24 protein-coding genes and 5 pseudogenes are annotated in these 22,662 nt (G+C 57.9%); 17 read left to right on the forward strand and 12 right to left on the reverse strand.

Annotation, left to right across the window (positions count from 1 at the left end; genetic code table 11):
* Positions 1 to 21: 21 nt before the first annotated feature.
* Positions 22 to 303, forward strand: coding sequence for a hypothetical protein (locus PSQ19_RS18145; RefSeq protein WP_282218892.1), 282 nt, complete (start codon positions 22 to 24; stop codon positions 301 to 303).
* Here the strand turns inward: PSQ19_RS18145 and PSQ19_RS20090 are convergent.
* Positions 208 to 591, reverse strand: a pseudogene (locus tag PSQ19_RS20090) (patatin-like phospholipase family protein); the annotation flags it as partial. The gene PSQ19_RS18145 and the pseudogene PSQ19_RS20090 sit on opposite strands and share 96 nt — an antisense overlap.
* Positions 494 to 1,781, reverse strand: a pseudogene (purD, locus tag PSQ19_RS18150) (phosphoribosylamine--glycine ligase). The pseudogenes PSQ19_RS20090 and purD, both read right to left, overlap by 98 nt.
* A 95-nt stretch (positions 1,782 to 1,876) precedes the next feature.
* Here purD and xseA point away from each other — a divergent pair.
* The 3 genes from xseA to PSQ19_RS18165 are packed head-to-tail and all read left to right on the forward strand — an operon-like array spanning position 1,877 to position 4,920.
* On the forward strand, positions 1,877 to 3,493 hold the full coding sequence (gene xseA, locus PSQ19_RS18155; protein WP_282218893.1) for an exodeoxyribonuclease VII large subunit: 1,617 nt from the start codon (positions 1,877 to 1,879) through the stop codon (positions 3,491 to 3,493).
* A 51-nt stretch (positions 3,494 to 3,544) separates the two neighbouring features.
* Positions 3,545 to 3,769 carry a DUF2093 domain-containing protein gene (locus tag PSQ19_RS18160; RefSeq protein ID WP_282218894.1) on the forward strand — a complete coding sequence of 75 codons (225 nt, stop codon included), beginning with the start codon at positions 3,545 to 3,547 and terminating at the stop codon, positions 3,767 to 3,769.
* A 2-nt stretch (positions 3,770 to 3,771) separates the two neighbouring features.
* Positions 3,772 to 4,920, forward strand: a complete 1,149-nt coding sequence (locus PSQ19_RS18165; protein ID WP_282218895.1) for a glycosyltransferase family protein — start codon at positions 3,772 to 3,774, stop codon at positions 4,918 to 4,920.
* A gap of 12 nt (positions 4,921 to 4,932) precedes the next feature.
* Here PSQ19_RS18165 and PSQ19_RS18170 read toward each other — a convergent pair whose 3' ends face one another.
* Positions 4,933 to 5,172, reverse strand: a complete 240-nt coding sequence (locus tag PSQ19_RS18170; protein WP_282218896.1) for a DUF4170 domain-containing protein — start codon at positions 5,170 to 5,172, stop codon at positions 4,933 to 4,935.
* A 10-nt stretch (positions 5,173 to 5,182) separates the two neighbouring features.
* Positions 5,183 to 6,022, reverse strand: a complete 840-nt coding sequence (locus tag PSQ19_RS18175; RefSeq protein ID WP_282218897.1) for a 3'(2'),5'-bisphosphate nucleotidase CysQ — start codon at positions 6,020 to 6,022, stop codon at positions 5,183 to 5,185.
* 304 nt (positions 6,023 to 6,326) lie between these two features.
* Here PSQ19_RS18175 and PSQ19_RS18180 point away from each other — a divergent pair, with 304 nt between their 5' ends.
* The gene (locus PSQ19_RS18180) at positions 6,327 to 6,842 is read left to right on the forward strand and encodes a DUF6101 family protein (protein ID WP_282218898.1); all 516 of its coding nucleotides are present in this window, start codon (positions 6,327 to 6,329) and stop codon (positions 6,840 to 6,842) included.
* Positions 6,843 to 6,986: 144 nt separating this feature from the next.
* Here PSQ19_RS18180 and ubiA read toward each other — a convergent pair whose 3' ends face one another.
* The gene (ubiA, locus tag PSQ19_RS18185; protein ID WP_282218899.1) at positions 6,987 to 7,922 is read right to left on the reverse strand and encodes a 4-hydroxybenzoate octaprenyltransferase; all 936 of its coding nucleotides are present in this window, start codon (positions 7,920 to 7,922) and stop codon (positions 6,987 to 6,989) included.
* A 55-nt stretch (positions 7,923 to 7,977) separates the two neighbouring features.
* On the opposite strand from ubiA, the gene PSQ19_RS18190 reads away from it, so the two are divergent.
* Together PSQ19_RS18190 and PSQ19_RS18195 are read left to right on the forward strand one after the other, a co-directional pair.
* Positions 7,978 to 8,727, forward strand: a complete 750-nt coding sequence (locus PSQ19_RS18190) for a 16S rRNA (uracil(1498)-N(3))-methyltransferase (RefSeq protein ID WP_282218900.1) — start codon at positions 7,978 to 7,980, stop codon at positions 8,725 to 8,727.
* Between the two features lie 74 nt (positions 8,728 to 8,801).
* Entirely contained in the window at positions 8,802 to 10,172 is a 1,371-nt protein-coding gene (locus PSQ19_RS18195) for a glutamate--cysteine ligase (RefSeq protein WP_282218901.1), read from the forward strand.
* A 1-nt stretch (position 10,173) separates the two neighbouring features.
* On the opposite strand, the gene PSQ19_RS18200 is transcribed toward PSQ19_RS18195, so the two are convergent.
* The 3 genes from PSQ19_RS18200 to PSQ19_RS18210 are packed head-to-tail and all read right to left on the reverse strand — an operon-like array spanning position 10,174 to position 11,926.
* Positions 10,174 to 10,935, reverse strand: a complete 762-nt coding sequence (locus PSQ19_RS18200; protein WP_282218902.1) for an ABC transporter permease — start codon at positions 10,933 to 10,935, stop codon at positions 10,174 to 10,176.
* Positions 10,936 to 10,947: 12 nt separating this feature from the next.
* Complete coding sequence (locus PSQ19_RS18205) at positions 10,948 to 11,340, reverse strand: ATP-binding protein DrrA1-3 family domain-containing protein (protein ID WP_282218903.1); 393 nt, start codon at positions 11,338 to 11,340, stop codon at positions 10,948 to 10,950.
* Entirely contained in the window at positions 11,300 to 11,926 is a 627-nt protein-coding gene (locus PSQ19_RS18210; protein WP_282218904.1) for an ABC transporter ATP-binding protein, read from the reverse strand. The genes PSQ19_RS18205 and PSQ19_RS18210 overlap by 41 nt, the downstream gene beginning before the upstream one ends.
* Positions 11,927 to 11,966: 40 nt before the next feature.
* Here PSQ19_RS18210 and PSQ19_RS18215 point away from each other — a divergent pair, with 40 nt between their 5' ends.
* Positions 11,967 to 12,578: a MarR family winged helix-turn-helix transcriptional regulator gene (locus PSQ19_RS18215; protein WP_282218905.1), complete on the forward strand. Its 612-nt coding sequence runs from the start codon at positions 11,967 to 11,969 to the stop codon at positions 12,576 to 12,578.
* A 10-nt stretch (positions 12,579 to 12,588) separates the two neighbouring features.
* On the opposite strand, the gene PSQ19_RS18220 is transcribed toward PSQ19_RS18215, so the two are convergent.
* Together PSQ19_RS18220 and PSQ19_RS18225 are read right to left on the reverse strand one after the other, a co-directional pair.
* Complete coding sequence (locus PSQ19_RS18220) at positions 12,589 to 12,969, reverse strand: type 2 periplasmic-binding domain-containing protein (protein WP_282218906.1); 381 nt, start codon at positions 12,967 to 12,969, stop codon at positions 12,589 to 12,591.
* Positions 12,896 to 13,480, reverse strand: a complete 585-nt coding sequence (locus PSQ19_RS18225; protein ID WP_282218907.1) for a LysR family transcriptional regulator — start codon at positions 13,478 to 13,480, stop codon at positions 12,896 to 12,898. The genes PSQ19_RS18220 and PSQ19_RS18225 overlap by 74 nt, the downstream gene beginning before the upstream one ends.
* Before the next feature lie 151 nt (positions 13,481 to 13,631).
* Here PSQ19_RS18225 and PSQ19_RS18230 point away from each other — a divergent pair, with 151 nt between their 5' ends.
* A complete protein-coding gene (locus PSQ19_RS18230; protein ID WP_282218908.1) occupies positions 13,632 to 13,889 on the forward strand; it encodes a hypothetical protein in 258 nt (85 codons plus the stop codon).
* 153 nt (positions 13,890 to 14,042) lie between these two features.
* Here PSQ19_RS18230 and PSQ19_RS18235 read toward each other — a convergent pair whose 3' ends face one another.
* Together PSQ19_RS18235 and PSQ19_RS18240 are read right to left on the reverse strand one after the other, a co-directional pair.
* Complete coding sequence (locus PSQ19_RS18235; protein WP_282218909.1) at positions 14,043 to 14,288, reverse strand: PilZ domain-containing protein; 246 nt, start codon at positions 14,286 to 14,288, stop codon at positions 14,043 to 14,045.
* A 12-nt stretch (positions 14,289 to 14,300) separates the two neighbouring features.
* Positions 14,301 to 14,801, reverse strand: a complete 501-nt coding sequence (locus PSQ19_RS18240; protein WP_407649038.1) for an invasion associated locus B family protein — start codon at positions 14,799 to 14,801, stop codon at positions 14,301 to 14,303.
* A 393-nt stretch (positions 14,802 to 15,194) separates the two neighbouring features.
* On the opposite strand from PSQ19_RS18240, the pseudogene coxB reads away from it, so the two are divergent.
* From coxB to thrC, 8 genes and pseudogenes are all read left to right on the forward strand, one after another.
* Positions 15,195 to 16,041, forward strand: a pseudogene (gene coxB, locus PSQ19_RS18245) (cytochrome c oxidase subunit II).
* Positions 16,042 to 16,063: 22 nt separating this feature from the next.
* Positions 16,064 to 17,764 (forward strand): annotated as a pseudogene (gene ctaD, locus PSQ19_RS18250) (cytochrome c oxidase subunit I).
* A gap of 47 nt (positions 17,765 to 17,811) precedes the next feature.
* Positions 17,812 to 18,763, forward strand: a pseudogene (locus PSQ19_RS18255) (heme o synthase).
* On the forward strand, positions 18,760 to 18,942 hold the full coding sequence (locus tag PSQ19_RS18260) for a hypothetical protein (protein ID WP_282218910.1): 183 nt from the start codon (positions 18,760 to 18,762) through the stop codon (positions 18,940 to 18,942). Before PSQ19_RS18255 ends, PSQ19_RS18260 begins: the two are co-directional and overlap by 4 nt.
* Positions 18,943 to 18,944: 2 nt before the next feature.
* Complete coding sequence (locus PSQ19_RS18265) at positions 18,945 to 19,496, forward strand: cytochrome c oxidase assembly protein (RefSeq protein ID WP_282218911.1); 552 nt, start codon at positions 18,945 to 18,947, stop codon at positions 19,494 to 19,496.
* Positions 19,497 to 19,498: 2 nt separating this feature from the next.
* Entirely contained in the window at positions 19,499 to 20,335 is an 837-nt protein-coding gene (locus tag PSQ19_RS18270; RefSeq protein ID WP_282218912.1) for a cytochrome c oxidase subunit 3, read from the forward strand.
* A gap of 66 nt (positions 20,336 to 20,401) precedes the next feature.
* Positions 20,402 to 21,169 carry an SURF1 family protein gene (locus PSQ19_RS18275; protein ID WP_282218913.1) on the forward strand — a complete coding sequence of 256 codons (768 nt, stop codon included), beginning with the start codon at positions 20,402 to 20,404 and terminating at the stop codon, positions 21,167 to 21,169.
* 69 nt (positions 21,170 to 21,238) lie between these two features.
* A complete protein-coding gene (thrC, locus tag PSQ19_RS18280) occupies positions 21,239 to 22,630 on the forward strand; it encodes a threonine synthase (RefSeq protein WP_282218914.1) in 1,392 nt (463 codons plus the stop codon).
* Positions 22,631 to 22,662: the final 32 nt, after the last annotated feature.

Here is a 22,662-nt window from a genome sequence, read left to right on the forward strand (position 1 = left end):
TCCTCGGGAAAGCCCGGCGGAATGAACGCATCGACAATCGAGGTCGCGTCGAGCCTGCATCGATATGCCGTTCTTGAAAATGGCGCCCAGACCGCGCAACTGCACTGCCCACAATTTTCCGGCAATGGTGCGCATGGTGCCCAGAACTTCAAGGGTATGCTCGCGAATATCCTTGCCGCTGATACCACTGGCCCAGCCGGCCCCGATCAGCGCGCCAATCGAGGTGCCCGAGATGACCGCTGGCTTGATGCCCAGATCATCCATCGCTTCGATATAGGGAATGTGGGTCAGCCCACGCGCTGAGCCGCCGCCAAATGCCACACCAATCCTTGGCCCCGACGTGCTCACCTTGCGCTCTGGCTCCTTACCCTTTTGTGCCAGCTTACGCGCCAGTGCCATGCCGCGCAATTGCAGCGGCGTCAAAGGGCGTTTGGCCGACGTCTCGTCCGCGCTGGACCGAAACAAATTTAGGCCCGCAAGGTTTAGGAATGGTTCAAGGCCGTTGGTCTTCGGCTTCGCGGGCGATGGCGCGCCAGCCGATATCGCGTCGATAATATCCTTCGGACCAGTCAATTTTCTCCAGCGCCTCATATGCGCGGCGCTGTGCCTCTGAAACACTCGCCCCCAGCGCGGTCACGTTGAGCACGCGCCCGCCATTGGCAACTAAACGTTTCCCCTCATATCGGGTTCCCGCGTGGAACAACTGAATCGTCTCGCTATCGAGCGCGTCCGCCCCGCCAATCTCGCTGCCCTTGCCATAGCTGCCGGGATAGCCCTTTGTCGCCATGATCACGGTCAGCGCCACTTCATCGCGCCATTGGGCGGTGTGGCCTGAGAGTTTTCCCGTCGCGGTGGCCAACAGCAGGCTCAAGCAGGTCCGACTTGAGCCGCATCATCAGCACCTGCGTTTCGGGATCACCGAACCGGGCATTATATTCAACCAACCTCGGGCCGGTTCCGGTCAGCATGATCCCGGCATAAAGAACGCCCTGATAGGGCGTGCCGCGGGCTGCCAGGCCGCGCACCGTGGGTTCGATGATTTCGGCCATGGTCTGGGCGATCAAAGCCTCGGTCATGATCGAAGCGGGCGAATAGGCACCCATGCCGCCGGTATTGGGCCCAGTGTCGCCATCATAGGCGCGCTTGTGATCCTGCGCGGTCGCCAGCAGTAGGGTATCCTTGCCATCGCACAGCACAAAAATGCTGGCTTCCTCGCCCTCCATGAATTCCTCGATCACCACCTCGGCACCCGAAGCGCCAAAGGCACCGCCGAAACAGTCGATAATGGCCGCTTCGGCTTCCTCGATGGTCATGGCAACGGTGACGCCCTTGCCGGCAGCCAACCCGTCGGCCTTGATCACGATGGGGGCGCCCTGCTGGTAGAGATAGCCAAGCGCTGCCGCCTCGTTGTCGAACCGGCCATAGGCGGCAGTGGGAATGTTCATCTCGTCGCACAGCGCCTTGGTAAAGCCCTTGGAGCCTTCAAGCTGGCCCGCGGCCTTGCTGGGGCAAAAACACGCAATGCCGGTTGCGCGAACATCATCGCCAAGCCCGGCAACCACCTGTGCATCGGGACCGACAACGACAAGATCAATCGCCATCAGTTTGCAGAAATCAGTGATGGCCTTGTGGTCAGTAATGTCGAGCGCGACATTTTCGCCAAGATCGCGGGTGCCGCCATTGCCGGGGGCGATGAACAATTGGTCAAGGCTTTTCGATTGCGTGATTTTCCAGGCCAGAGCGTGCTCGCGACCACCCGATCCGATTAATAATACGCGCATGCCCAGCCCTCGTTTATCTCGATGCGGCCCTCTAGCATGGGTGTTGTCATCTCGCCACCCTTGACGCCAATGGTCTGAGCAGGCACCTACAGTCTATGGAAGCACCCAACACCAACGCCAGTGAATTCAGCGTCTCCGAGATCGCCCAGGCGGTCAAACGAACGGTTGAGGATTCATTTGGCTATGTGCGGGTGCGCGGTGAAATTTCCGGCTTTCGCGGCCAGCATTCCTCGGGCCATGCCTATTTTACCCTCAAGGATCAAGCCGCCGCCATCGACGCGGTGGTCTGGAAGGGCAATTACGCCAAACTGAGCTTCAAGCCCGAAGAAGGGCTCGAAGTCATTGCCACCGGGCGGCTGACCACATTTCCGCGCTCGTCCAAATATCAGATCGTCATCGACAATATCGAGCCCGCCGGGGCCGGTGCGCTCATGGCGTTGCTGGAGGAGCGACGCAAGAAGCTACTGGCCGAAGGGCTGTTTGCCCGCGAGCGCAAGAAGACCTTGCCTTATCTGCCGCGCACTATCGGGGTCATCACCTCGCCGACCGGCGCGGTGATCCGTGACATTCTGCATCGGCTCGATGACCGGTTCCCGACCCACGTGCTGGTGTGGCCGGTGCGGGTGCAGGGGGACACCTGTGCGCCCGAAGTGGTCAACGCCATTGCCGGGTTCAACGCCATGAGCACCGATGGGCCGATCCCGAGGCCGGATCTATTGATTGTGGCGCGGGGTGGCGGCTCGATTGAAGACCTCTGGGGGTTCAATGAGGAAAGCGTGGTGCGCGCGACCGCCGACAGCACCATTCCCATCATTTCAGCGGTCGGGCATGAAACCGACACCACCCTTATCGATTATGCATCGGATATGCGTGCACCCACCCCGACCGCGGCGGCTGAAGCAGCGGTGCCGGTGCGGGCCGAACTGATTGGCTATGTCGAGGATCTGGGGCAGCGCCAGCGCCATGCCACGCGACGGCAAGCGACAAGCGCCCGGGACCGGCTGCGGGCGGCAATCGCTGGCTTGCCGCGGGCCAGCGATCTGGTGGCAACCCAGCGCCAAAGGCTTGATCACGCGTCCTCCAATCTCTTGAGTGGACTGCGTCACGCCAGTCAGGCAAAAGCCATCCAGTTCGAGCGGCTCAAGCCGCGCCACAATCCGTCGCTGCTGACCCGACGCACGGGCGAATTGTCCGAACGGCTGGTCAATGTCAGCCGACGCGGCGAAACCGGCCTGCGTAAATCGGTTGATCGCACCCGGCTATTGTTTGATCCGGTGGCGCAAAAACTGCTGCCCGCCAAGAGAACGCTGTTGGAGCGCAAGGCCGCGCAATTGGCCAGGGTGGCCGGAAAACTGTCGCCCAACGGCTTGCGCAATGAACTGCGACAGGCGCAAAACCATTTGCGCCCGCTGGCGGCGCGGCTGTCGCCTGCAATTGTGCGCCAGTTGCGTGAACGCAGCCAGCAACTGGGGGCAATCGAAAAATTGCTGGCGTCGCTAAGCTATACAAGCGTTCTGGCGCGCGGCTATGCGCTGGTGCGCGATGCGCAGGGCAATCTGGTCGGCTCCAGACAAGCGCTTGATCCGGGTGACGCGCTAAATGTCACATTCACCGATGGCGATATTGGCGTCACGGTATCGGGCGCCCCGGTGACGAGCAAAAAGAAGATGCGTTCGGGGCCTGAAAGTGGCGAACAGAAAAGCCTCTTTTGAAGGCCCACCATAGCCGGTAAGATGCCCAAGGGGGCGACCAAGGATCGAGCGATGAACATATTTGAAAAGGGCTTTGCCCCGACCCAGGCAACGGTCCGCTACCTCGATGCCGATTATGTGGTGCTCAAACCCGGCTCATTCGTGCGCTGTGCCATTACCGACAAGCCCATTCCACTCGATGAACTGTTCTATTGGAGCGTTGATCGCCAGGAAGCCTATATCGATGCGGTAGCAGCGGCAGAAGCCTTTGAGCGGTTTGGACGCGGCCAGAACTGACCATGACCGACAAAGCTGATCAGCGCTGCTTTCTGGTCATTTCCAATGGACATGGCGAGGACTGGATTGCGGCGGCACTGATCAAGGCCTTGCCCGACAATATCAGGGCCGAAGCCTACCCGATGATCGGGGCCGGCAATGCCTATGCCCATATCTGTCCAATCGTGGGGCCGCGTGCAGCGCTTGCCTCCGAAGGCTGGCGCAATGTCAAAGGATCGTTGCGCAAGGATATTGCCACCGGTGGGCTTTCCGTCATTCCGCCGGCCCTGCACTTTTTGCGGCAAATCCGGGGGCGCTATGACCGCGTCATTGTGGTGGGTGACATGGTCGGGGTGCTCGGTTGTGTGTTAACCGGCGTCGGCGATCTGACCTATCTGGATGTTTATAAGACCGGCGCGGCGCGGCTATACTCGCCACTCGAAGCCATGGCCATCCGGCGCAGTTGTAAAACGGTGTTTTGCCGTGCTGCCAATCTGGAGGCGCTCCTCAAAGACAAGGGCGTCGACGCACGCTGCGTCGGCAATATCATGATGGATACGGTCCCCAGCGGCGATTATGACGCGGGCGCGCGCCGGTCGCGGCCACATGCGGTGACCCTGCTGCCGGGCAGTCGGGCCCTGACCGGCGAAAGTTTTGCCGTGCAGATCAACGCGCTGCGCACACTACCGCCTGGCGAGCGCCCCGATATTTTTCTGGCGCTGGCCGGGAGCGTCAAGGTTGATGATCTGGCCCGCGCCGCCAAATTGCAGCGCACGCCAATGCTGACCGGGGAGGCGAGCGATGTCGGTGAATTGTCGGACGGCGATTTGACCGTGCACATGGCGCGTGGCGGCGCGATGGGCAATCTGCTGGCAACTTCGGACATTGTCCTGTCGCAGGCCGGAACCGCGACGGTTCAAGCACTGGGATTGGGTAAACCCGCCATCACATTTGTTAACGCCCGCGACCGCCGTTCGCGCTTTCGCGATGAACAGGGATTGTTCGGAGAGGCCCGGATCGTAACCGACGCCGATCCAGCCAGCGTCGGGCAGGCGTTGGGGGCGTTGTTACGCAACAGTGATGAACGCGCCCGCCTCGGTGAGGTTGGTCGCCAACGCATCGGCGGACCAGGTGCCTTGGCCGCAATTATCGAGCACCTCAGCGGCGGCTAGGCCCGCAATCGGTCAGGGCTTGTGGGATTCCGGTTCCAGCAGGCGATGCAGATGGACGATGAAATAGCGCGTGTGCGCATTATCGACTGTCGACTGGGCCTTTTGCTTCCACACATCATATGCCGCCGCGTAATTGGGATAGAGCCCGACAATATCGACCTCATCGAGATTGGCAAAAGTATTTTCGGAAAGGTTCGACAACTCTCCACCAACGACGAGATGCAATAGCTGCTTTGGGGGTTCTGTGCTCATGGTCGGGACCTCATGATTGGGATGCGTTGGTAATGGCGGTTTCGGCCGGGCACCCATAAACCTTGATCAGTGCCGCATGCACCACTGGTTTTAAGCTGGGGTCGGCCAGAGCCGCAAGCGCGCCGTGACGCACATCTCGTTTGTTGAATTGGGGATATCCCGCGCAAACATCGGCGAAGTCCTGCCCCGCTTCGATCAAAATCAGCGCGGCGGCAGCAATGTCCCAGTCCTGCGCCCCGCGCCGGGCCACGGCGCCATCGAGCCTGCCCGAGGCAACCTGCACCAGCCGATAGGCCAATGAGGGGTAGGCCGGGCCCCGGGCATAATCGAGCCCCGCAGCCTGCATTTCGTGATGCACCGCCCCAGGCGCCGGAATGAGCGGGCTGGTGCCCGGTTGGCGGCGGCGCTGGATCGGACGGCCATTGAGCCGCGCGCCGCCGCCCAGAAAGGCGTCATACATTTCGTCGCGAATAGGGGCATAGACCACGCCCGCAACGGGGCGACCATCTTCAACGACAGCCAGCGAGACGGTCCAACTGTCCTCGCCCTTGATGAAGCCGCGGGTGCCATCGATCGGATCAACAACGAAAACCCGCTTCTTGCCCAGGCGCTCCGCATTGTCTGCAGTTTCTTCGCTTAACCATCCATAGTCGGGCCGGGCCGTCAAAAGCGAGGCATGAAGGAACTTGTCGACCACGATATCGGCTTCGCTGACCGGGGACGCGTTTTCTTTTGTCCATGTCTTGAGGGTGCGGCGGAAATAGCCCGATGCGATGATACCAGCCGCCACAGCAGAAGAGCGCAGCAACTCAAGGTCGGTTTCGAAGCTGGTCGGCGTAGTGGGCGCCATGGGAATCCGCAAAACTCAGTTGCGGGCTTGTAGGCCTGAAGCACCGATTGGACAAGGGTTTCAAGCACTTGGTCCAGTGACAATTTTGGCATCTTGCCCGCGCCGAACCGCGTGGTTAACGCCAAGCGATCTCAATGGGTTAACTGTCCCCTATAGCTGGTTAGAACCCGTAAACCCTGCTGCAAAACAACCTAAACTTAACCGAACTTCTTAAGCTGGCTGGCAAGGGAGTGGGTTAGATTGGGGTCACAAAAGAGAGCAGCAAACAAAAAGGCTCTCGGGGTTAACAGGAAGGCAGATCAACATGAGCCACGGTGTGAAAATTGACGGGTCGGCGGTGCTTCTGCCCTTTGCAACGCCAGCATTGGCATCCAAGCGATTTGTAGCGGCCAACGACAACGGGCCAAAAGAGCCCGTCAAGACCGTTACCGTTCGCAAACAACTCGAAAAGAGCGGCGTTGCGATCAAGATTAAGGTCCCGGTCGATGAATATATCGGCGTGGCCGTCGCCACCAGCATTTCGGATGAGGGCGTGTTGTCGTCCTCGATCGAACTGATCCATGGCGACAATGAACTCAACTATCGCGTGTTCGAAGAGCAGGGCAATCATTCGGTGGTCGCCGAATGGCAGAATTGGGGTCGCAAATTGCGCCTGCCGCTGTTCATCAAGGCCGGTGATGGCAATTATATGCCCTATAGCCAGCAGGTTGACGGGGTCATGCTGGGGCAGGAAACCGGACGCCGCAAACTGGCTGCCGAATCGGGCCGCCGTCCACGTTTTCTCAACCGGCGCAAGCCCGGACCGGCCCAGGCCAACTAGCTTGAGGCAAGGTGCAACTAAATCTGTTAACGCCCGTTAATACTCTAACAAACCACTCGTATCGGCTGCATCCGCTACCAGTGGAAGAATAATGCCTCCAAAGTAGAATTGACCGGTCGGTGGTGCGACCGGTCTTTTTTGCGTTTACCAGGCCCAATCGAGCAGCAATGCAAGGGTCAGCGCAATGCCGACCATATGATTGAACTGGAATCGGCTCAGCGTGTTGTCAGGATTTTTGGCGTCAAGGCTATAAACCTGCCACCCCAGCGTTGCGGCTACCACCAGGCTGGCGAGGAAAAAGAGCACGCCTGCGCCACTCAGCATCGCCGCCGCCAGCCACAATAGCCACGTACCGACATAAAAGCCGCCAACGATCTCGCGGGCTTTGGGACCGAAAAGGCGGGCCGTGGATTTCACGCCAATCAGGGCATCGTCCTCAATGTCCTGCAAGGCGTAGATCGTGTCGTAGCCAATGGTCCACAAGATGCAGCCAAAATAGAGGAGCAACACCGAAACATTCAGTCCCCCGGTTTGCGAACTCCACGCCATCAGTGCGCCCCACGAAAAAGCCAGACCCAAAAACAGCTGCGGCCACCAGGTCACCCGCTTCATGAACGGGTAGATCGCGACAAGAACCAGCGAGGCAAAACCCAGGAAAATGGTGAAGCCGTTGAACTGGAGAAGAATGATGAAGCCCAATATCGATTGCGCGATCATGAAGCCGATGGCTTGCCTGGTCGTGACCTGTCCGGAGGGAATCGGTCGCAACCGGGTGCGGGCGACCTTGTCGTCAATATTGCAATCAACAATATCGTTGAAGGTGCAGCCTGCGCCGCGCATGGCGACCGCGCCACACAGCATCAGAATCGCCGCAATCCAGTCAAAGCCGCGCAATGGATCGGCAATTGCCGCCAGCCCCAGCCCGAAGGCGCAGGGCCAGAACAGCAATTGAAACCCTATGGGCCGGTCCCATCGCGCCAGACGCGCATAGGGTTTGAGCCAATCGGGGGCGAATTTATCGACCCAATTGTCGGTTGGGGCATCGGCAACGCTGCCGTGTGGCGGTTCACTGGTTTGCATGGGCCATCCTGTCACGCTATTGAACGGATTGCTAAACCCACAGGCTGACAAGTCAATGCCCCGCACCCATGCTTCCTTGCCGCGCCTCCATGTCGATCAGGATTTGGCCCGCGATGGCGCCGTGGCCCTTAATAAGGAGCAATCGCTCTATCTGGCAGCGGTATTGCGCAAACGAATCGGCGATCAGGTGGTGTTGTTCAACGGTCGCGATGGCGCATGGCTGGCCCAGTTGACCAGCGACGCGAAAAAATCCGTGGTGCTGGGCCTTTTGGAACAGGTGGCGGGGCAAACCAGGCCGTCCGATCTCTGGTATGGTTTTGCCCCGCTGAAAAGCGAGCGTCTCGATTATGTGATCCAGAAGGCGACTGAAATGGGGGCCGGTACCATTCAGCCGGTTGTGACTCAGTTTACCCAGATTTCCCGACTCAAGCATGAACGATTGGTCGCCAACGCCATTGAAGCAGCAGAACAATGCGAAGTGTTGAGTGTGCCACGGGTCAAGCGCGAGATTGGCCTATCCCAATTGCTGGAAAATTGGCAGGTCGAGCAGGGTGACCGACTGTTGATCCTCGCTGATGAAACTACCGCTTCGGCCTCACCGGTTGACAGGCTTGCCACAATGACAGGGCGCCCTGTCGGAATATTGATCGGCCCAGAGGGCGGATTTTCCGACGATGAATTGACAAATCTGCGCGCACAACCCTTTGTAATATCAATCAGTCTGGGTCCCAGAATCTTGCGGGCCGATACCGCTGCCGTGGCCGCATTGGCGTTGATTCAGGCAATCATCGGCGATTGGCGATAAAAGGCGATTGATTTCGGCTTCCACCTCGCTATGTTCCCGCCAACCTTTATGCCGAATTTTTACACGAGGACCGCATGGCCGGCGCCGACATTTTTTCGCCCCCCATTGAAACGCGGGCCGACCTGATCGATGCCATGGCGCGCGGCGCCAAGCCGCGGGCCGACTGGCGCATTGGCACCGAGCACGAAAAGCATGTGTTCCACACCGATCCGCTCCGTCCCGTTGCCTATGCCGGCTCGCAAGGTATCAAGGCACTGCTTGAGGGCATCGAAAAGGAAACCGGTTGGGTGCCGTTCTATGACGGCGACAATATAATCGGGTTGCGCAATCACGAGATTGCGGGGGGCATATCGCTCGAACCCGGCGGTCAGTTCGAACTGTCAGGCGCCCTGCAGGAGAATTTGCACGGCACTGCCGAGGAAATGGCCGAACATATGCGCGTGGCCAGGAAGGTTGCGGCGCCGCTGGATATCCACTTTCTGGGATTGGGGGTTACGCCATTCTGGTCTGTGGCCGAAATTCCGGCGATGCCTAAATCGCGCTATGGGATCATGAAGCCCTATATGGAAAAGGTCGGCACGCTCGGCACATCAATGATGTTCCGCTCCTGCACCATCCAGACCAATCTCGATTTCGCCTCTGAAGCCGATATGGTCAAAAAACTGCGCGTCTCGGTTGCCTTGCAGCCGATTGCCACGGCGCTATTTGCCAATTCACCCTTCGTTGATGGCAAGGAAAGTGGCTATCTAAGCTATCGCTCCCACATCTGGCTCAATACCGACGACCAGCGCACCGGCATGTTGCCGTTCGCCTTCGATGAGGGTTTTGGTTTTGAGCAATATGCCGACTATGCGCTTGACGTACCAATGTATTTCGTCATTCGCGATGGGCAATATGTCAATGTCGCAGGCGAAAGCTTCCGCGAGTTTCTGGCGGGTCGACTCCCCCAGTTGCCGGGCGAAAAACCCACGGTCAAGGACTGGGAAGACCATTTGTCAACAATTTTCCCCGAAGTGCGCCTCAAGCAGTTCCTGGAAATGCGCGGCGCTGACATGGGCGACGAAAAATCAGTCACCGCTCTGTCTGCCTTCTGGGTTGGTCTGCTCTACGACGATATTGCGCTTGAAGCAGCGTGGGAACTGGTCAAGGACTGGTCACTCGACGATCACGACATGTTCCGTCGCGAAGTGCCGCGTCAGGGCCTGATGACCCCCTACGACCGAACCAATGTCTATGATATCGCTGCCCAGGCTGTCGGCATCGCCGAGGCGGGCCTGGTGCGTCGCGGTGTGCTCAATGCCAAGGGGCAGGATGAGACCGTTCATCTGGCATCACTCGAGGAAACGATTTCGCAGGCCAAGTCACCGGCCAAACGCTGGCTCGATCTCTACCACACAAAATGGGGCGGCGACCTGGCGCCGATTTTCGAGGCCGCCGAACTTTAGCCTATTTTGTTTGTGCCTGAACAACCCGACGACCGGCCCAAACGCCGAGCCCAATCAGCGCCAATGCCAGCACGATGCCCAAACCAGCGGCTGAACTGACGATTTCGCCGCGAAACATCGCCCTTACGCCGTCGACAATATGTTTGAAGGGATTGATGTCGGACAGGATCTGCAACCATCGTGGCGCCAGCGACATGGGCAGCAATATGCCCGAGAGAAGCAGCACAGGTAACGACACCATATTGACCAGCGGGGCGAAGGCATCTTCGCTTTTCATTGCCAGTCCAGCCGAATAGCTGAAATAGGAAAAAGCCGCACCCAGCAGCGCTATCAGCAATACGCCCGCAACCGCCGCCAATACCGGCACGCGCAGGCCAAACAGCAGGGCGCAGACGATCAGCACGACAGCCTGCACCACCAGCACTACAACATCGCGCATCACCCTTCCTGTGATCAGTGCCGAGCGATTGGCGGGACTCGCCAGTTCGCGCTCGATTACCCCTGAGCGCCATTCGGCGATGATGCCAAAACCGACAAATGCCCCGCCAAAAATGCCCAGTTGAACCAGAAGTCCCGGCACGAAAATGGTCCATGCGTCACCCGGCGGAAAGCCGGGCGCACTGGCGAGCGGTACCAGCAGGGGACCGAACAGCGTCAGATAAAGGATGGGCTGCAACAATCCGATGACAACCCACATGGGCTGGCGGAGCGACAGGCGCATGGCGCGGCTAAAAATAATCCAGCTATCAGCAAAAAAACGCACTTTACTCTTCTCCTAGTCCCGTAGCGACCGGCCGGTCAGCGTCAAAAACACATCTTCCAGACTTGGTCGGTTTACCTCGACGCCCATTGCCGTGATGTCAGCCTTGTTGCATTCCGACAGGATCATCGGCAGTGCGACGCCGCCATTGGGCACGTGAAACCGAACCACATGCCCCTCTGTTACCGGCTCGTCTGCATCTGCCATCAATCCCACGACACCAGCTGCCTCGATCGCATCCTCATGGCTGCGCAATGTCAGCGTCACGGTATCGCCCGAAACCTTTTGCTTGAGTTCGCTCGGCGTGCCTTCGGCGACGATCTCGCCCTGATCGAGGACAAGGATCCGGTCCGACAGTGAATCCGCCTCATCCATGTAGTGGGTGGTAAGAAATATTGTCGTACCCATCTCGTCGCGCAATTTTCGGATATGAGTCCACAAATTGGCACGGCTTTGAGGGTCCAATCCGGTGGAGGGCTCGTCCAGAAACACGAGCCTTGGGCTGATGGATCAGGCCCATGACAATATCGAGACGCCGCCGCTGACCACCCGACAATGACCCACAGGTGCGCTCCCATACATCGGGCAGATCGAGATCCTGCAACAGTTTGCGCGCCCGGGCCGTGGCGGTTACCCGATCAATGCCGTAAAGCCGGGCATGGCTGATAATCTCTTCGCCGGCGCGTGCTTCGTTGGCCGTCGATCCGGCCTGGCTTACATAACCAATGGCCCGACGAACCCCGACAGGGTCGCGACGTAACTCGCAACCGCAAACCCTGGCGCTCCCACCAGTTGGTTCGAGCAAGGTGCACAACATTTTCAATGTCGTGGTCTTGCCTGCGCCATTTGGGCCCAAAAATCCGACGATCTCGCCGGCGTGAACCTTCAGATCGACGCCTCGCACCGCCTCGACGCGCGAACGACGGCCGCCAAAGGTCCGCGTTAGCCCTTTGGCTTCAATAATTGCTGGCGCTTCGCGCGATTGTGATAACATTGTGTTCGACCTGATAAGAATATTAAGTTAAAAGTATCTTATGAATAAAGATAATCAATCGTCAAGAGAAAATCAGACGGACTCCGTCGCCTCCAGCTATCCCGGGCGATTGGGCGCCGCCGCCCGGGCCAGCCAGATCGCTGTGGACAGGTTTGATGACTGCTTTTCCCGTTTTCTGGGCATCAATCGCACCGACGCGCGTTGTCTCGACATTATCGACGCGAACACACGGGTTACCGCGGGCCAGCTAGCCGAATATAGCGGCCTGACCACGGGTGCCGTAACCGTCGTGATCGATCGGTTGGAAAGCGCCGGCTATGTGGCACGCGCGCGCGATCCCCACGACCGACGAAAAGTGTGGGTAGCGCCGACCAAATTCGCCAAGGATCTGGCAGATCGGATTTTTAGCCACTATCAGCGCTTTGAGCCCATGTTTAAGGGACGATACAAGCCCGAGGAAATGGCTGCTATCATCGATTTTCTTGAGATGCAGGCGCACGTCAATCACGAAACGAGCAAATTGCTGGATCAGCATGTCCAGCCAGAACCCGTGCCGCCGCAGGCCCGGCTTGTCGAGGCGAGGGCGTTCCAGCGGTCGGTTAAATCAAACTTCAAGGCAATCATTCAGCGTCTGGACGACCCGCCGGTTTGACCGGAAAATTTTACTCCGCCGCCTCCACACTTGGACTGGCACTATCCAGATTCCCCATGGACTGCACAATGTGATTGGCCAGTGCGTCATAAATACCGCCATAGGCGTGGCTGCCGCGCATCAGCGCGATTTGCGCATCGGCCAGACGCGGTAGGCCGAAATCGTCGGCAATCACCTTCATGCCCGGTTGAATGGCGCTTTCAGGCAAAAAGCCCACTGCAAGATCAGACAGCACCGCGCTCGAAATGGCCGTGGCGTTGGATGAGGTATAGGCGATCCGATAATCCTTGCCGACGCGATTGAGCGCTTCGATCGCATCATGGCGCCAGATGCAGCAGGCTCGGGCCGCCTGCCAGTGGCAAGGGATCGGTGGCCATTGCCTGCCCACCATGCGAGGCCACCCAGAACATGCGCTCGGTACGGAACAATTCGCCAAAATTCTGCTCGGTGCCTTGCGTGAATACGATCAGATCGTGCCGTCCCGACCGCATGCCTGCCAGCAAATGTTCCGAGGCAACGCAGGACACATCCACCGCAATGCGTGGATGGGTGCGCTGAAAGCTCGACAGGATCACCGGCAGCAGGCGCACGGCATAATCGTCCGGCACGCCGAACCGGATGCTGCCGGCCAGGTCGCGGTCGGAAAAATGGTCGGCAATTTCGGCATTGATTCGCAGCATGCGGCGCGCCTTGGCATAAAGCACGTCGCCTTGCTGGGTCAGGCTGACGCTGCGCCCGTCGCGCGACAGTAGCGGCTGGCCGATCCGCTCTTCGAGCCGCTTGATCTGCATCGACACAGCCGACTGGGTCTTGTTCACCCGGCGTGCCGCCTCGGTGAAACTGCCGCAATCGGCGATCGCGCAAAAGCTTTGCAATTGATCAAGATCCAGCGGTGCCGCCATGTCAGTCCTCATCACAAAAATTGATGCTAAAGATAAAATCTATTTGTTCGACTAATGGATGTCCAGAGGATAGTTTTGATTTCAGCGGCAACCAGCATCGGTGTCGCCACCCGCCGGCCTCCCTCCGGCACCAACCAAATTGGAGACTATCATGACTATCTCGCTCTCGGGCGAGCGGTCCGTTGCGGTCGCACACTCGTCCGGTTTTGCCGCAGCTGTTCGCCGCTATTTTGCCAATATCCGCGCCAACAACAGGCGTGTCAAAGCACTGAGAACGTTGCTCGAATATGATGAATCGCGACTCGATGACCTTGGCATTTGCCGCCAGGACATTCATGAGGCACTCGCGCGTCGCAGCGTTTCAGGTCATTTTCTGGCGTTCAAACGGTCGGAGCGCGCCGCGCGCTAGCCTCACTAATTCCCTGCGCCGCCGCGCAGGGGCCCAGTTGGCATGAATGTCGTTGATAGCGAGCCTTGTGCCATCCCGGTCGGTATCATGCCGACCAGTTTCCTGATGACTGGACCGGTCCGCGTTCAAATTGAACCAGCGCCGGTCCTTTTTTCAGATATACTCGACGCCGATCTCGTTTTCGCGCTTCCAGATGATCTTGCACTCAAGACGCTGACCATCCCCCATCATCAACCGGAATCGATCCGGCACACCGATCACGCTCGCGACCTTGAGCAGGCAGCCCGTGTCAGACATGTTGCGAATAGTGCAATCGAGTGTCGATTTGTTGTCATTGAAAACGATCTTGCCCCCTTTGAGGGTGCGGTGCCGCTCGGTAGTGCGGTTATTGTCCGTCATCGGTCGGTCTCTTTATGGCAGTTCCTTGAATCCGTCGCTGAACCCCTTGAGCGACACGGGAATGCCAATGCCTTCCTCGGGGGTCTTGAACACCACGAAAATCGCATTGGTGCCCTTGGAAAGTGTGTCGATCATGGCATCGTCGAGCAAAACTTCGGCGACACAGCCATTGGGCAGGCAGCGCACAAACGCCACTCGTCCCATGTCCTTGCCATCAATATTAAGGCCCAATCCATTGGGCAGCAAAACGCCAAGTGGCGCCAGCACCCTCAGTAATCGGGCCTTTTTATCTGCGGTTTTCAGCACAATCACCGAAAGCCCGACATTGGGCTGATCCTCGGCTGTAACATTCTGGATGATGGCGCATTGCTCAAAGCTGGCGCCGGGTGGCGTATCGCAGCTCATTTGCCAATCGCCATACTGGGCCTTGACCAATCCTTGTGCCATTGGTGCCCCGGCAATGGCTGTAAACAGCCCCGCCACCAACCCAGCACGCAACAAAAACTGCTTCACTTGCCCACCACTCCCGACGAATCGTTTGTTCGCTCGCTCTGCGAACTATTTCCGACAGGCGTCGCCCAGTGTCAACTTTTGCCCCGGAACAAGGCAATTTATGCTATGCAAACTGTGGCCAGCGTGGGGCAGCACTTTGGCCATGGCGATGCAATTTGACGCATGAGCCTGAGGTGCTTGTCGGAATGGACTCGGTTTGCCGGATGTGATTTAGGTCAAATCAGAGTTTTGTGCTCCGAATTTGAGTCGGGGCGGCGCACGCTATGTTGCGTCGTTCCGAAAATCCGGCGGCATCTTGGTGATTGCAGTTTACTAGGGGGTTATAGGGTGACCGGACAGTTTTTGAAGCGTTTGGGAGCTGTTACGGCCACCGCGCTGGCCTTGTCGCCGGCAATGGCGCTGGCCGATGAATGGGTTGCGGGCCATCCCGTGGACGGCCAATGGCATTTCCAGCGGTCAGTGACCCCGATAATGGACGCAATCACCAGTTTCCACGACGGCGTATTGATGTGGACTGTCTCGCTGATCGTCCTGCTGGTGCTGGCATTGCTGATCATCGTCATGGTGCGGTTCAATTCCAAGGCGAACCCCGTACCCTCCAAAACCACCCACAATACGGCCCTTGAGATCGCCTGGACCGTCCTGCCGGTACTGGTACTGTTCATTATTGCTGTTCCCTCCTTTGGTGTCTTGACCGATCAGTTGACCATTCCTGACGGGGTCCGCAAATATCTGGGCGGCGACATTCTGTTCGGTCAGGTTGAAGTGCCTGCCGCGGCCTTGACCATCAAGGCCACTGGCCAGCAATGGTACTGGAACTATGACTATGTCGATGATGACATCTCGTTTGACAGCAACATCATGGGCGACGCCGAGCGTGAAGAGAAAAAACCCGGCCAGCCGCGTCTGCTGGCGGTCGACAATGAACTCGTCGTGCCCGTTGATACCACCGTACGGATGCAGATCACGTCTGACCCCAGCGGCGTGATCCACGCATTCGCCGTGCCCTCGTTCGGAATCAAGATCGATGCCGTGCCGGGGCGCCTGAACGAGACCTGGTTCAATGCCCGCGAAACCGGCATTTTTTATGGCCAATGTTCCGGGCCTGTGCGGCAAGGATCATGCCTTCATGCCGATTGCGGTGCGGGTGGTGACCAAGGACGAATACAAGACCTGGATGGCGGCGTACAAGGCGGGCGACTATGACAGCGCCACCGCTACGCTTGCCGCGGTTCAGTAACGAAGAATAGGGGATAGCAGCAATGGCGAACGAGGCAACAAATCTGGAAGCTCATGCCACCGGGCATGATAATGCCAGCCATGATCATGGCCATCCGACTGGATGGCGCCGTTACGTCTATTCGACCAATCACAAAGACATCGGCGTGATGTATCTCGTGTTCGCGATTTTTACCGGGGTCGTGGGCGGCTTGCTCTCCGGTGCGATGCGCATGGAGCCTTCAGGAGCCCGGTATTCAGATATTTCATGGCCTTGCCGCCATGGCCTACGGCGTCAACGGTGACGCGGCAATCGACGCGGGCAAGCACATGTATAATGTGTTCACCACCGCCCATGCCCTGATCATGATCTTTTTCGTCGTCATGCCCGCCACCATGGGCGGCTTTGCCAACTATTTCGCGCCCCTGATGATCGGTGCCCCTGATACGGCATTCCCGCGCATCAACAACATCGCCTTCTGGCTGTTGCCGCCAGCCTTTATCCTGCTGGTCATTTCCATGTTTGTGGAGGGCCCCGCTGGCCACATGGGCGTCGGGGGTGGGTGGACCATGTATCCACCCTATTCCACCACCGGCCAACCGGGCCCGGCAGTCGACTTCGTGATCTTGTCGATACACGTTGCCGGTGTCAGGCTCGATTCTGGGATCGATCAACTTGATCACCACAATTTTCAACATGCGTGCACCGGGCATGACACTGCACAAAATGCCGTTGTTTGCCTGGGCCGTTTTGGTGACAGCATTCTTGTTGCTGCTATCATTGCCGGTTCTGGCAGGTGCCATCACCATGTTGCTGACCGACCGGAATTTCGGCACCTCCTTCTTCAAGCCGGCCGAAGGCGGCGATCCGGTGCTGTTCCAGCATCTGTTCTGGTTCTTTGGTCATCCTGAAGTGTACATCATGATCCTGCCCGGATTTGGCATTGTCAGCCACATCATATCGACCTTTTCGAGAAAGCCGATCTTTGGCTATCTCGCCATGGCCTACGCCATGGTCGCTATTGGCGTCGTTGGGTTCCTGGTCTGGGCACACCATATGTATACCACTGGCCTCAGCCTCGACGTGCAGCGCTATTTCGTTGCTGCGACGATGGTCATTGCGGTGCCGACCGGGGTTAAGATATTCTCGTGGATCGCCACAATGTGGGGCGGTTCAATTACCTTCCGCACCCCGATCCTCTGGGCGATCGGGTTCATCTTCCTGTTCACTATTGGCGGCGTCACCGGCGTGGTGCTGGCCAATGCCGGCGTCGACCGTTCGTTCCATGATACCTACTATGTCGTGGCGCACTTCCATTATGTGCTCTCGCTCGGTGCCGTATTCTCGATCTTTGCCGGCTGGTACTATTGGTCGCCAAAAATGTTCGGCGTCATGTACAATGAAAAACTGGCAAACGCGCATTTCTGGATCATGTTTGTTGGTGTGAACCTTGTGTTCTTCCCCCAGCATTTCCTCGGCCTTGCCGGCATGCCGCGCCGCTATATCGACTATCCCGACGCGTTCGCCTTCTGGAACCGGGTCTCCTCGGTCGGCTACTACATCACCTTCATCTCAATGCTGGTGTTCTTCGCAGTCCTGATTGAAGCAAAGATCCGCAATCGTCGCGCCGGTGACAATCCATGGGGCGAAGGGGCAACAACGCTGGAATGGACCTTGAGACTCACCGCCACCGTTCCACCAGTTCTCGACCTTGCCTGAATTCGACGATACCAAGGCCCATTAGCGCCAGTACAAAACAGGGAAGCCGCGTCCGCGCGGCCTCCTGCAAATATGAAAGAGACCCGGGTGGCCTATATCGACAACAGTGATGACCTGATCGACACGCGCGCCGAGGCTCGTGTTGAGGACTATGTCGCTCTGCTCAAGCCCCGCGTCATGTCGCTCGTTGTATTCACCGCTCTTGTTGGTCTGGTACTAGCGCCGGGCGCCATTCACCCCGTCATTGCGATGATTTCGATCCTGTGTATCGCCATCGGAGCCGGGGCGTCGGGTGCCCTCAATATGTGGTATGATAGCGACATCGACGCTATCATGAGCCGCACGCGCAACCGCCCGATCCCCGCTGGACGAATCAGCCGCGGCGAAGTGCTGGTCTTTGGTATCGTGCTGTCCGCGTTTTCTGTTGGTCTTTTGGGCTTGGCCGCCAATTGGGTCGCGGCTGGGTTGCTGGCCTTCACTATCTTCTTTTATGCCGTCGTCTATACGGTATGGTTGAAGCGTTCGACACCACAGAATATCGTTATCGGCGGTGCTGCTGGTGCTTTTCCGCCGATTGTTGGTTGGGCCGCAGTTACCGGCACGGTGCCGATCGAAAGCTTGTCACTATTTCTGATTACCTTCCTCTGGACGCCACCTCATTTCTGGGCGCTGGCGCTCTACAAGCAAGGCGACTACGGTGCTGCTGGCATTCCGATGATGCCCAATGTTGCCGGAGAAAAATCCACCAAGCGCCAGATATTGGTCTATTCCATCCTGCTCGCGGTCGCATCGCTCCTGCCATCAATTCTAGGGTTTTCCGGCTGGCTTTATACCGGCGTCGCGGTCGTAACCGGCGCCCTGTTCCTGTATTTCGCCTGGAAGCTCTACCGTAGCGAGGAAGGCTTGCCGATGCGCAAGGCGGCGCGCGGCTTGTTCACTTTCTCGTTGAGCCTACCTGTTCGTCGTATTTTTGGGATTGCTTGGCGACAATTTGTTGATGCGTCTTGGAGGGTTGATGCCATGAGTGCACCTGACGAACTACGTTCGGTTCCAGCGCAAAGTCCCGAAGTTGCCGCCGCCCGCGCACGGACAAGACGTCGGCGTTCGATAGCCTTGGCAATCGTTCTAGCAGTGCTTGTGGTTATTTTTTATGCGTTGACCATCGTCAAGATGGGCCCCGCTGTATTAAACCGGACTATCTAGACATGGCACTGGGTGGTTTGATTTCTCGTGACCGGAACCGGTGGATCGCTTATGTGCTGACGGGCACGGTCGCGGTGATGATTGGCGTCGCATACGCAGCGGTGCCACTTTATCAGCTATTTTGTTCAGCAACCGGCTATGGTGGCACCACGCGCGAAGCGACGGACAATCCTAAAGGCACTATTTCCCGTGAAATGACAGTGCGTTTTGATTCCAACGTCGACAGCGGATTGCCATGGAAAGTGGTGCCGGCGCGCCCGATTACCGACAAGGTCGGAGCAGTCGACACCATCGATTTTGTTGCCACCAATCTGAGCGACAAGGTTGTTACGGGTCACGCTATCTATAATGTCTCACCCGAAATTGCCGGATCGTATTTCAACAAGATCCAGTGCTTCTGCTTTACCGAGCAGACGCTGCAGCCGGGCGAAACCGTACAAATGCCGGTCGTGTTTTTTGTTGATCCCGATCTTGACCAGAATCAGGATATGGACACGATCAAGGACATTACCCTGTCTTATACTTTCTACGCTTCAGATAACGAGGGAAGCTGACCATGGCCGCGATAGCCAAGAATCACGACTATCATCTTGTACAACCCAGCCCCTGGCCGTTTGTCGGTTCCGTTTCGGTACTTGTCCTGGCAATCGGCGGCGTTGCGTGGATGCATCATTGGACGCCGTGGATATTTTTCATCGGTCTGGTTGGCGTTCTCTATACCATGTATGCGTGGTGGTCGGACGTCATCAAGGAATCCAATAACGGTCTTGATCACACCCCGGTCGTGCAGATGCACCATCGTTACGGTATGATTCTGTTCATTACCTCCGAGGTCATGTTCTTCGTCGCTTGGTTCTGGGCTTATTTTGACGGCTTCTTCCGACTGGATGACGTCGAGCAATATGCCCGAGTTGCCGCCACCTCGGGCACATGGCCGCCGATGGGCGTCGAACTGTTCGATCCATTCCATCTGCCATTGTTCAACACGTTGATCCTGTTGACATCGGGCACCACCGTCACCTGGGCGCACCATGCGCTACTTGAAGGCGATCGCCGCGGTCTCAAATGGGGTCTGGCCCTGACCATTGGGCTCGGCATGCTGTTCAGCTTTGTTCAGTTCGTCGAATATTCCGAAGCCGGATTTGCGTTTGCGGGCGACATGTATGGCGCGACATTCTTCATGGCCACGGGTTTTCATGGATTCCACGTGATCATCGGCACCATATTCTTGGCCATCTGCCTCATTCGCGCCCTTAACGGCCAGTTCACGCCAGAAAAACATCTCGGCTTCGAATTTGCTGCCTGGTATTGGCACTTTGTTGACGTGGTCTGGCTGTTCCTGTTTGCCTCGATCTATGTTTGGGGCAGCTGGGGCGTTCCACTTAGCCACTAGGCTGAGGTTATGGGATTTTCGGGGCGCGGCATCAGCCGCGCCCCAACTTTTTGACAGGACACGAAATTGCCCGCAGCTTGGTCCGCACTATCGTTCAAACAATGGGCGTTCGTTGCCCTCATGCTGGTCCTGACAGTCGTCTTTGTGTTTCTTGGCAACTGGCAGCTGCATCGCCTGGGCGAAAAAGAGGCGCTGGTGGCCGCTGTCGAAACCCGGCTGCACCAACCTGCCCAGCCATTTCCCGGTCCGGCCCAATGGCCAAGTCTGGATACCGGCGCCCTCAATTTTACCCCACTCGAGGTAACCGGCACCTATCGGCCAGACCAGACAGTTCGGGTATTCACCAGCCTGGAAAATGGCGTTGGCGATATTTCGGGACCGGGCTATTGGGTCATGACGCCGCTCGTATTGCCTGAGGGCGGGGCGGTGTTTGTCAATCGCGGTTTTGTCCCCGAGGCGGTCGCCGACCAATACGCCAATGATCCGGCAACGCCTGCGGGCGCGGTTACAATCGAAGGCGTTGCCCGACCCAGCGCCGGTGTCAGCATGTTTACCCCGCAAGCCAACGCAGTTGACCGGATCGATTGGGTCCGCGACCCCGCCCGAATGGCCGCCATGGTGGATAAAGGATTGGCCCCAGTCGCGCCATTTTATCTCGATCTGCCCGCCGGGCCGGAAGGTGTCTTGCCGTTGGGGGGACGTACTGTCGTTGAGTTCCCAAACAACCATTTTGGCTATGCATTGACCTGGTACGGCTTCGCCATTGTCGCACCGGTAATGCTGCTTTTCTGGTTGTGGCGGCAACGGCACCCCAAGGGCTCGTCAACAGGCTGAGGCACAGAACTTGCGGCGCAGCCGCGCTTTGACTAGTTTGCACACAATCCAAAAGGGCAAATTCCCTCAATGCAGTTTGTATCTACGCGAGGCCAGGCGCCCATACTCGGTTTCTCGGACGCTATTTTGGCCGGGCTTGCTGCCGACGGTGGTCTTTATGTGCCGCGGGAATGGCCCCAGTTCACCGCTGCGGAAATCGCCGCCTTTGCCGGCAAGCGGTACCCCGACGTGGCATTTGCCATAATCTCGCGTTTTGTTGGCGATGACATTGGCGCTGACGCATTGAAGTCCATCATTGACGGGGCCTATTCGCCATTTCGCCATGTCTCGGTGGCCCCACTGAACGAACTGTCACCTAACCACTTTCTGCTCGAACTGTTTCACGGCCCGACGCTGGCGTTCAAGGACGTCGCCATGCAGTTTCTCAGTCGTGTGATGGATCACATTCTGAGCGAGCGGGGCTTGCGCGCAACCATTGTCGGCGCGACCTCGGGCGACACCGGATCAGCCGCAATCGAGGCTTTCAGGGGACGTGACACCACCGACATCTTCATTCTGCATCCGCAGGGCAGAACCTCGCCGGTACAACGTTTGCAAATGACGACCGTGCTCGACGCCAACGTGCATAATATTGCCTTGGAAGGCACTTTTGACGACTGTCAGAACAGTGTCAAAGCCATGTTCAACAATCATCAATTCCGTGACAATGTGCGGCTTTCGGGCGTCAATTCGATCAATTGGGGACGGATCGTTGCCCAGATCGTTTATTACTTCACCGCCGCTGTATCGCTGGGCAGCCCATCACGTCGGGTCTCCTTTACAGTGCCCACAGGCAATTTTGGCGATATTTTCGCCGGCTATGCGGCCAAGCGCATGGGACTACCGATTGATCGGCTGGTCATTGCCACCAATGCCAACGACATTCTTGCCCGCACGCTCAAGAACGGACGCTACGAAATGGCGGGCGTTCATCCCACCATCAGCCCATCCATGGATATCGAGATATCCTCAAATTTCGAACGACTGCTGTTCGAGGCATCGGGTCGGGATGCCAAGGCGGTGCTGGCCATGATGAATAGTCTCAAACAATCCTCAGGCTTTGCCCTGCCCGAAAACACCATCGCCGCCATCCGCGCTGACTTTGCCGCCGCAACCAGCGACGAGGCGGCCACCAAATCCGTGATTGCCAGTATCTTCAGGGAAAATGGCTATACGCTCGATCCCCATACAGCCGTTGGCGTGCAAGTTGCCCAGCGCTTGCGTGACCCGATGGTGCCGATGATCACATTGGCGACCGCCCATCCAGCCAAGTTCCCCGCAGCCGTCAAGGAAGCGATGGGCGTGGAACCGAGTTTGCCGCTTTGGCTGGCCGATTTGCACCAGCGCCCTGAACGCCTTAGCGTTCTTGCCAATGACCAAAAAGCGGTCGAAGACTTTATTGCGACGCGAACACGCGTCTGAATGCAGCGTGCCCGGCGCGCGATTGAGAAACG

The sequence above is a fragment of the Devosia algicola genome (assembly GCF_028816455.1).
In the GTDB taxonomy this organism is placed as follows: Bacteria; Pseudomonadota; Alphaproteobacteria; order Rhizobiales; family Devosiaceae; genus Devosia; species Devosia algicola.

Excerpts from the sequence above, each read along its gene's own strand:
- thrC (WP_282218914.1), top strand. The coding sequence starts at position 21,239 with ATGCAGTTTGTATCTACGCGAGGCCAGGCGCCCATACTCGGTTTCTCG.
- PSQ19_RS18270 (WP_282218912.1), top strand. The coding sequence starts at position 19,499 with ATGGCCGCGATAGCCAAGAATCACGACTATCATCTTGTACAACCCAGC.
- PSQ19_RS18265 (WP_282218911.1), top strand. The coding sequence starts at position 18,945 with ATGGCACTGGGTGGTTTGATTTCTCGTGACCGGAACCGGTGGATCGCT.
- PSQ19_RS18210 (WP_282218904.1), bottom strand. The coding sequence starts at position 11,926 with ATGTTATCACAATCGCGCGAAGCGCCAGCAATTATTGAAGCCAAAGGG.
- PSQ19_RS18175 (WP_282218897.1), bottom strand. The coding sequence starts at position 6,022 with ATGGCGCCCACTACGCCGACCAGCTTCGAAACCGACCTTGAGTTGCTG.
- PSQ19_RS18230 (WP_282218908.1), top strand. The coding sequence starts at position 13,632 with ATGACTATCTCGCTCTCGGGCGAGCGGTCCGTTGCGGTCGCACACTCG.
- PSQ19_RS18220 (WP_282218906.1), bottom strand. The coding sequence starts at position 12,969 with ATGGTGGGCAGGCAATGGCCACCGATCCCTTGCCACTGGCAGGCGGCC.
- PSQ19_RS18170 (WP_282218896.1), bottom strand. The coding sequence starts at position 5,172 with ATGAGCACAGAACCCCCAAAGCAGCTATTGCATCTCGTCGTTGGTGGA.
- PSQ19_RS18205 (WP_282218903.1), bottom strand. The coding sequence starts at position 11,340 with ATGGGTACGACAATATTTCTTACCACCCACTACATGGATGAGGCGGAT.
- PSQ19_RS18180 (WP_282218898.1), top strand. The coding sequence starts at position 6,327 with ATGAGCCACGGTGTGAAAATTGACGGGTCGGCGGTGCTTCTGCCCTTT.
- PSQ19_RS18215 (WP_282218905.1), top strand. The coding sequence starts at position 11,967 with ATGAATAAAGATAATCAATCGTCAAGAGAAAATCAGACGGACTCCGTC.
- PSQ19_RS18190 (WP_282218900.1), top strand. The coding sequence starts at position 7,978 with ATGCCCCGCACCCATGCTTCCTTGCCGCGCCTCCATGTCGATCAGGAT.
- xseA (WP_282218893.1), top strand. The coding sequence starts at position 1,877 with ATGGAAGCACCCAACACCAACGCCAGTGAATTCAGCGTCTCCGAGATC.
- PSQ19_RS18260 (WP_282218910.1), top strand. The coding sequence starts at position 18,760 with ATGAGTGCACCTGACGAACTACGTTCGGTTCCAGCGCAAAGTCCCGAA.
- PSQ19_RS18165 (WP_282218895.1), top strand. The coding sequence starts at position 3,772 with ATGACCGACAAAGCTGATCAGCGCTGCTTTCTGGTCATTTCCAATGGA.
- PSQ19_RS18145 (WP_282218892.1), top strand. The coding sequence starts at position 22 with ATGAACGCATCGACAATCGAGGTCGCGTCGAGCCTGCATCGATATGCC.
- PSQ19_RS18160 (WP_282218894.1), top strand. The coding sequence starts at position 3,545 with ATGAACATATTTGAAAAGGGCTTTGCCCCGACCCAGGCAACGGTCCGC.
- ubiA (WP_282218899.1), bottom strand. The coding sequence starts at position 7,922 with ATGCAAACCAGTGAACCGCCACACGGCAGCGTTGCCGATGCCCCAACC.
- PSQ19_RS18235 (WP_282218909.1), bottom strand. The coding sequence starts at position 14,288 with ATGACGGACAATAACCGCACTACCGAGCGGCACCGCACCCTCAAAGGG.
- PSQ19_RS18225 (WP_282218907.1), bottom strand. The coding sequence starts at position 13,480 with ATGGCGGCACCGCTGGATCTTGATCAATTGCAAAGCTTTTGCGCGATC.
- PSQ19_RS18195 (WP_282218901.1), top strand. The coding sequence starts at position 8,802 with ATGGCCGGCGCCGACATTTTTTCGCCCCCCATTGAAACGCGGGCCGAC.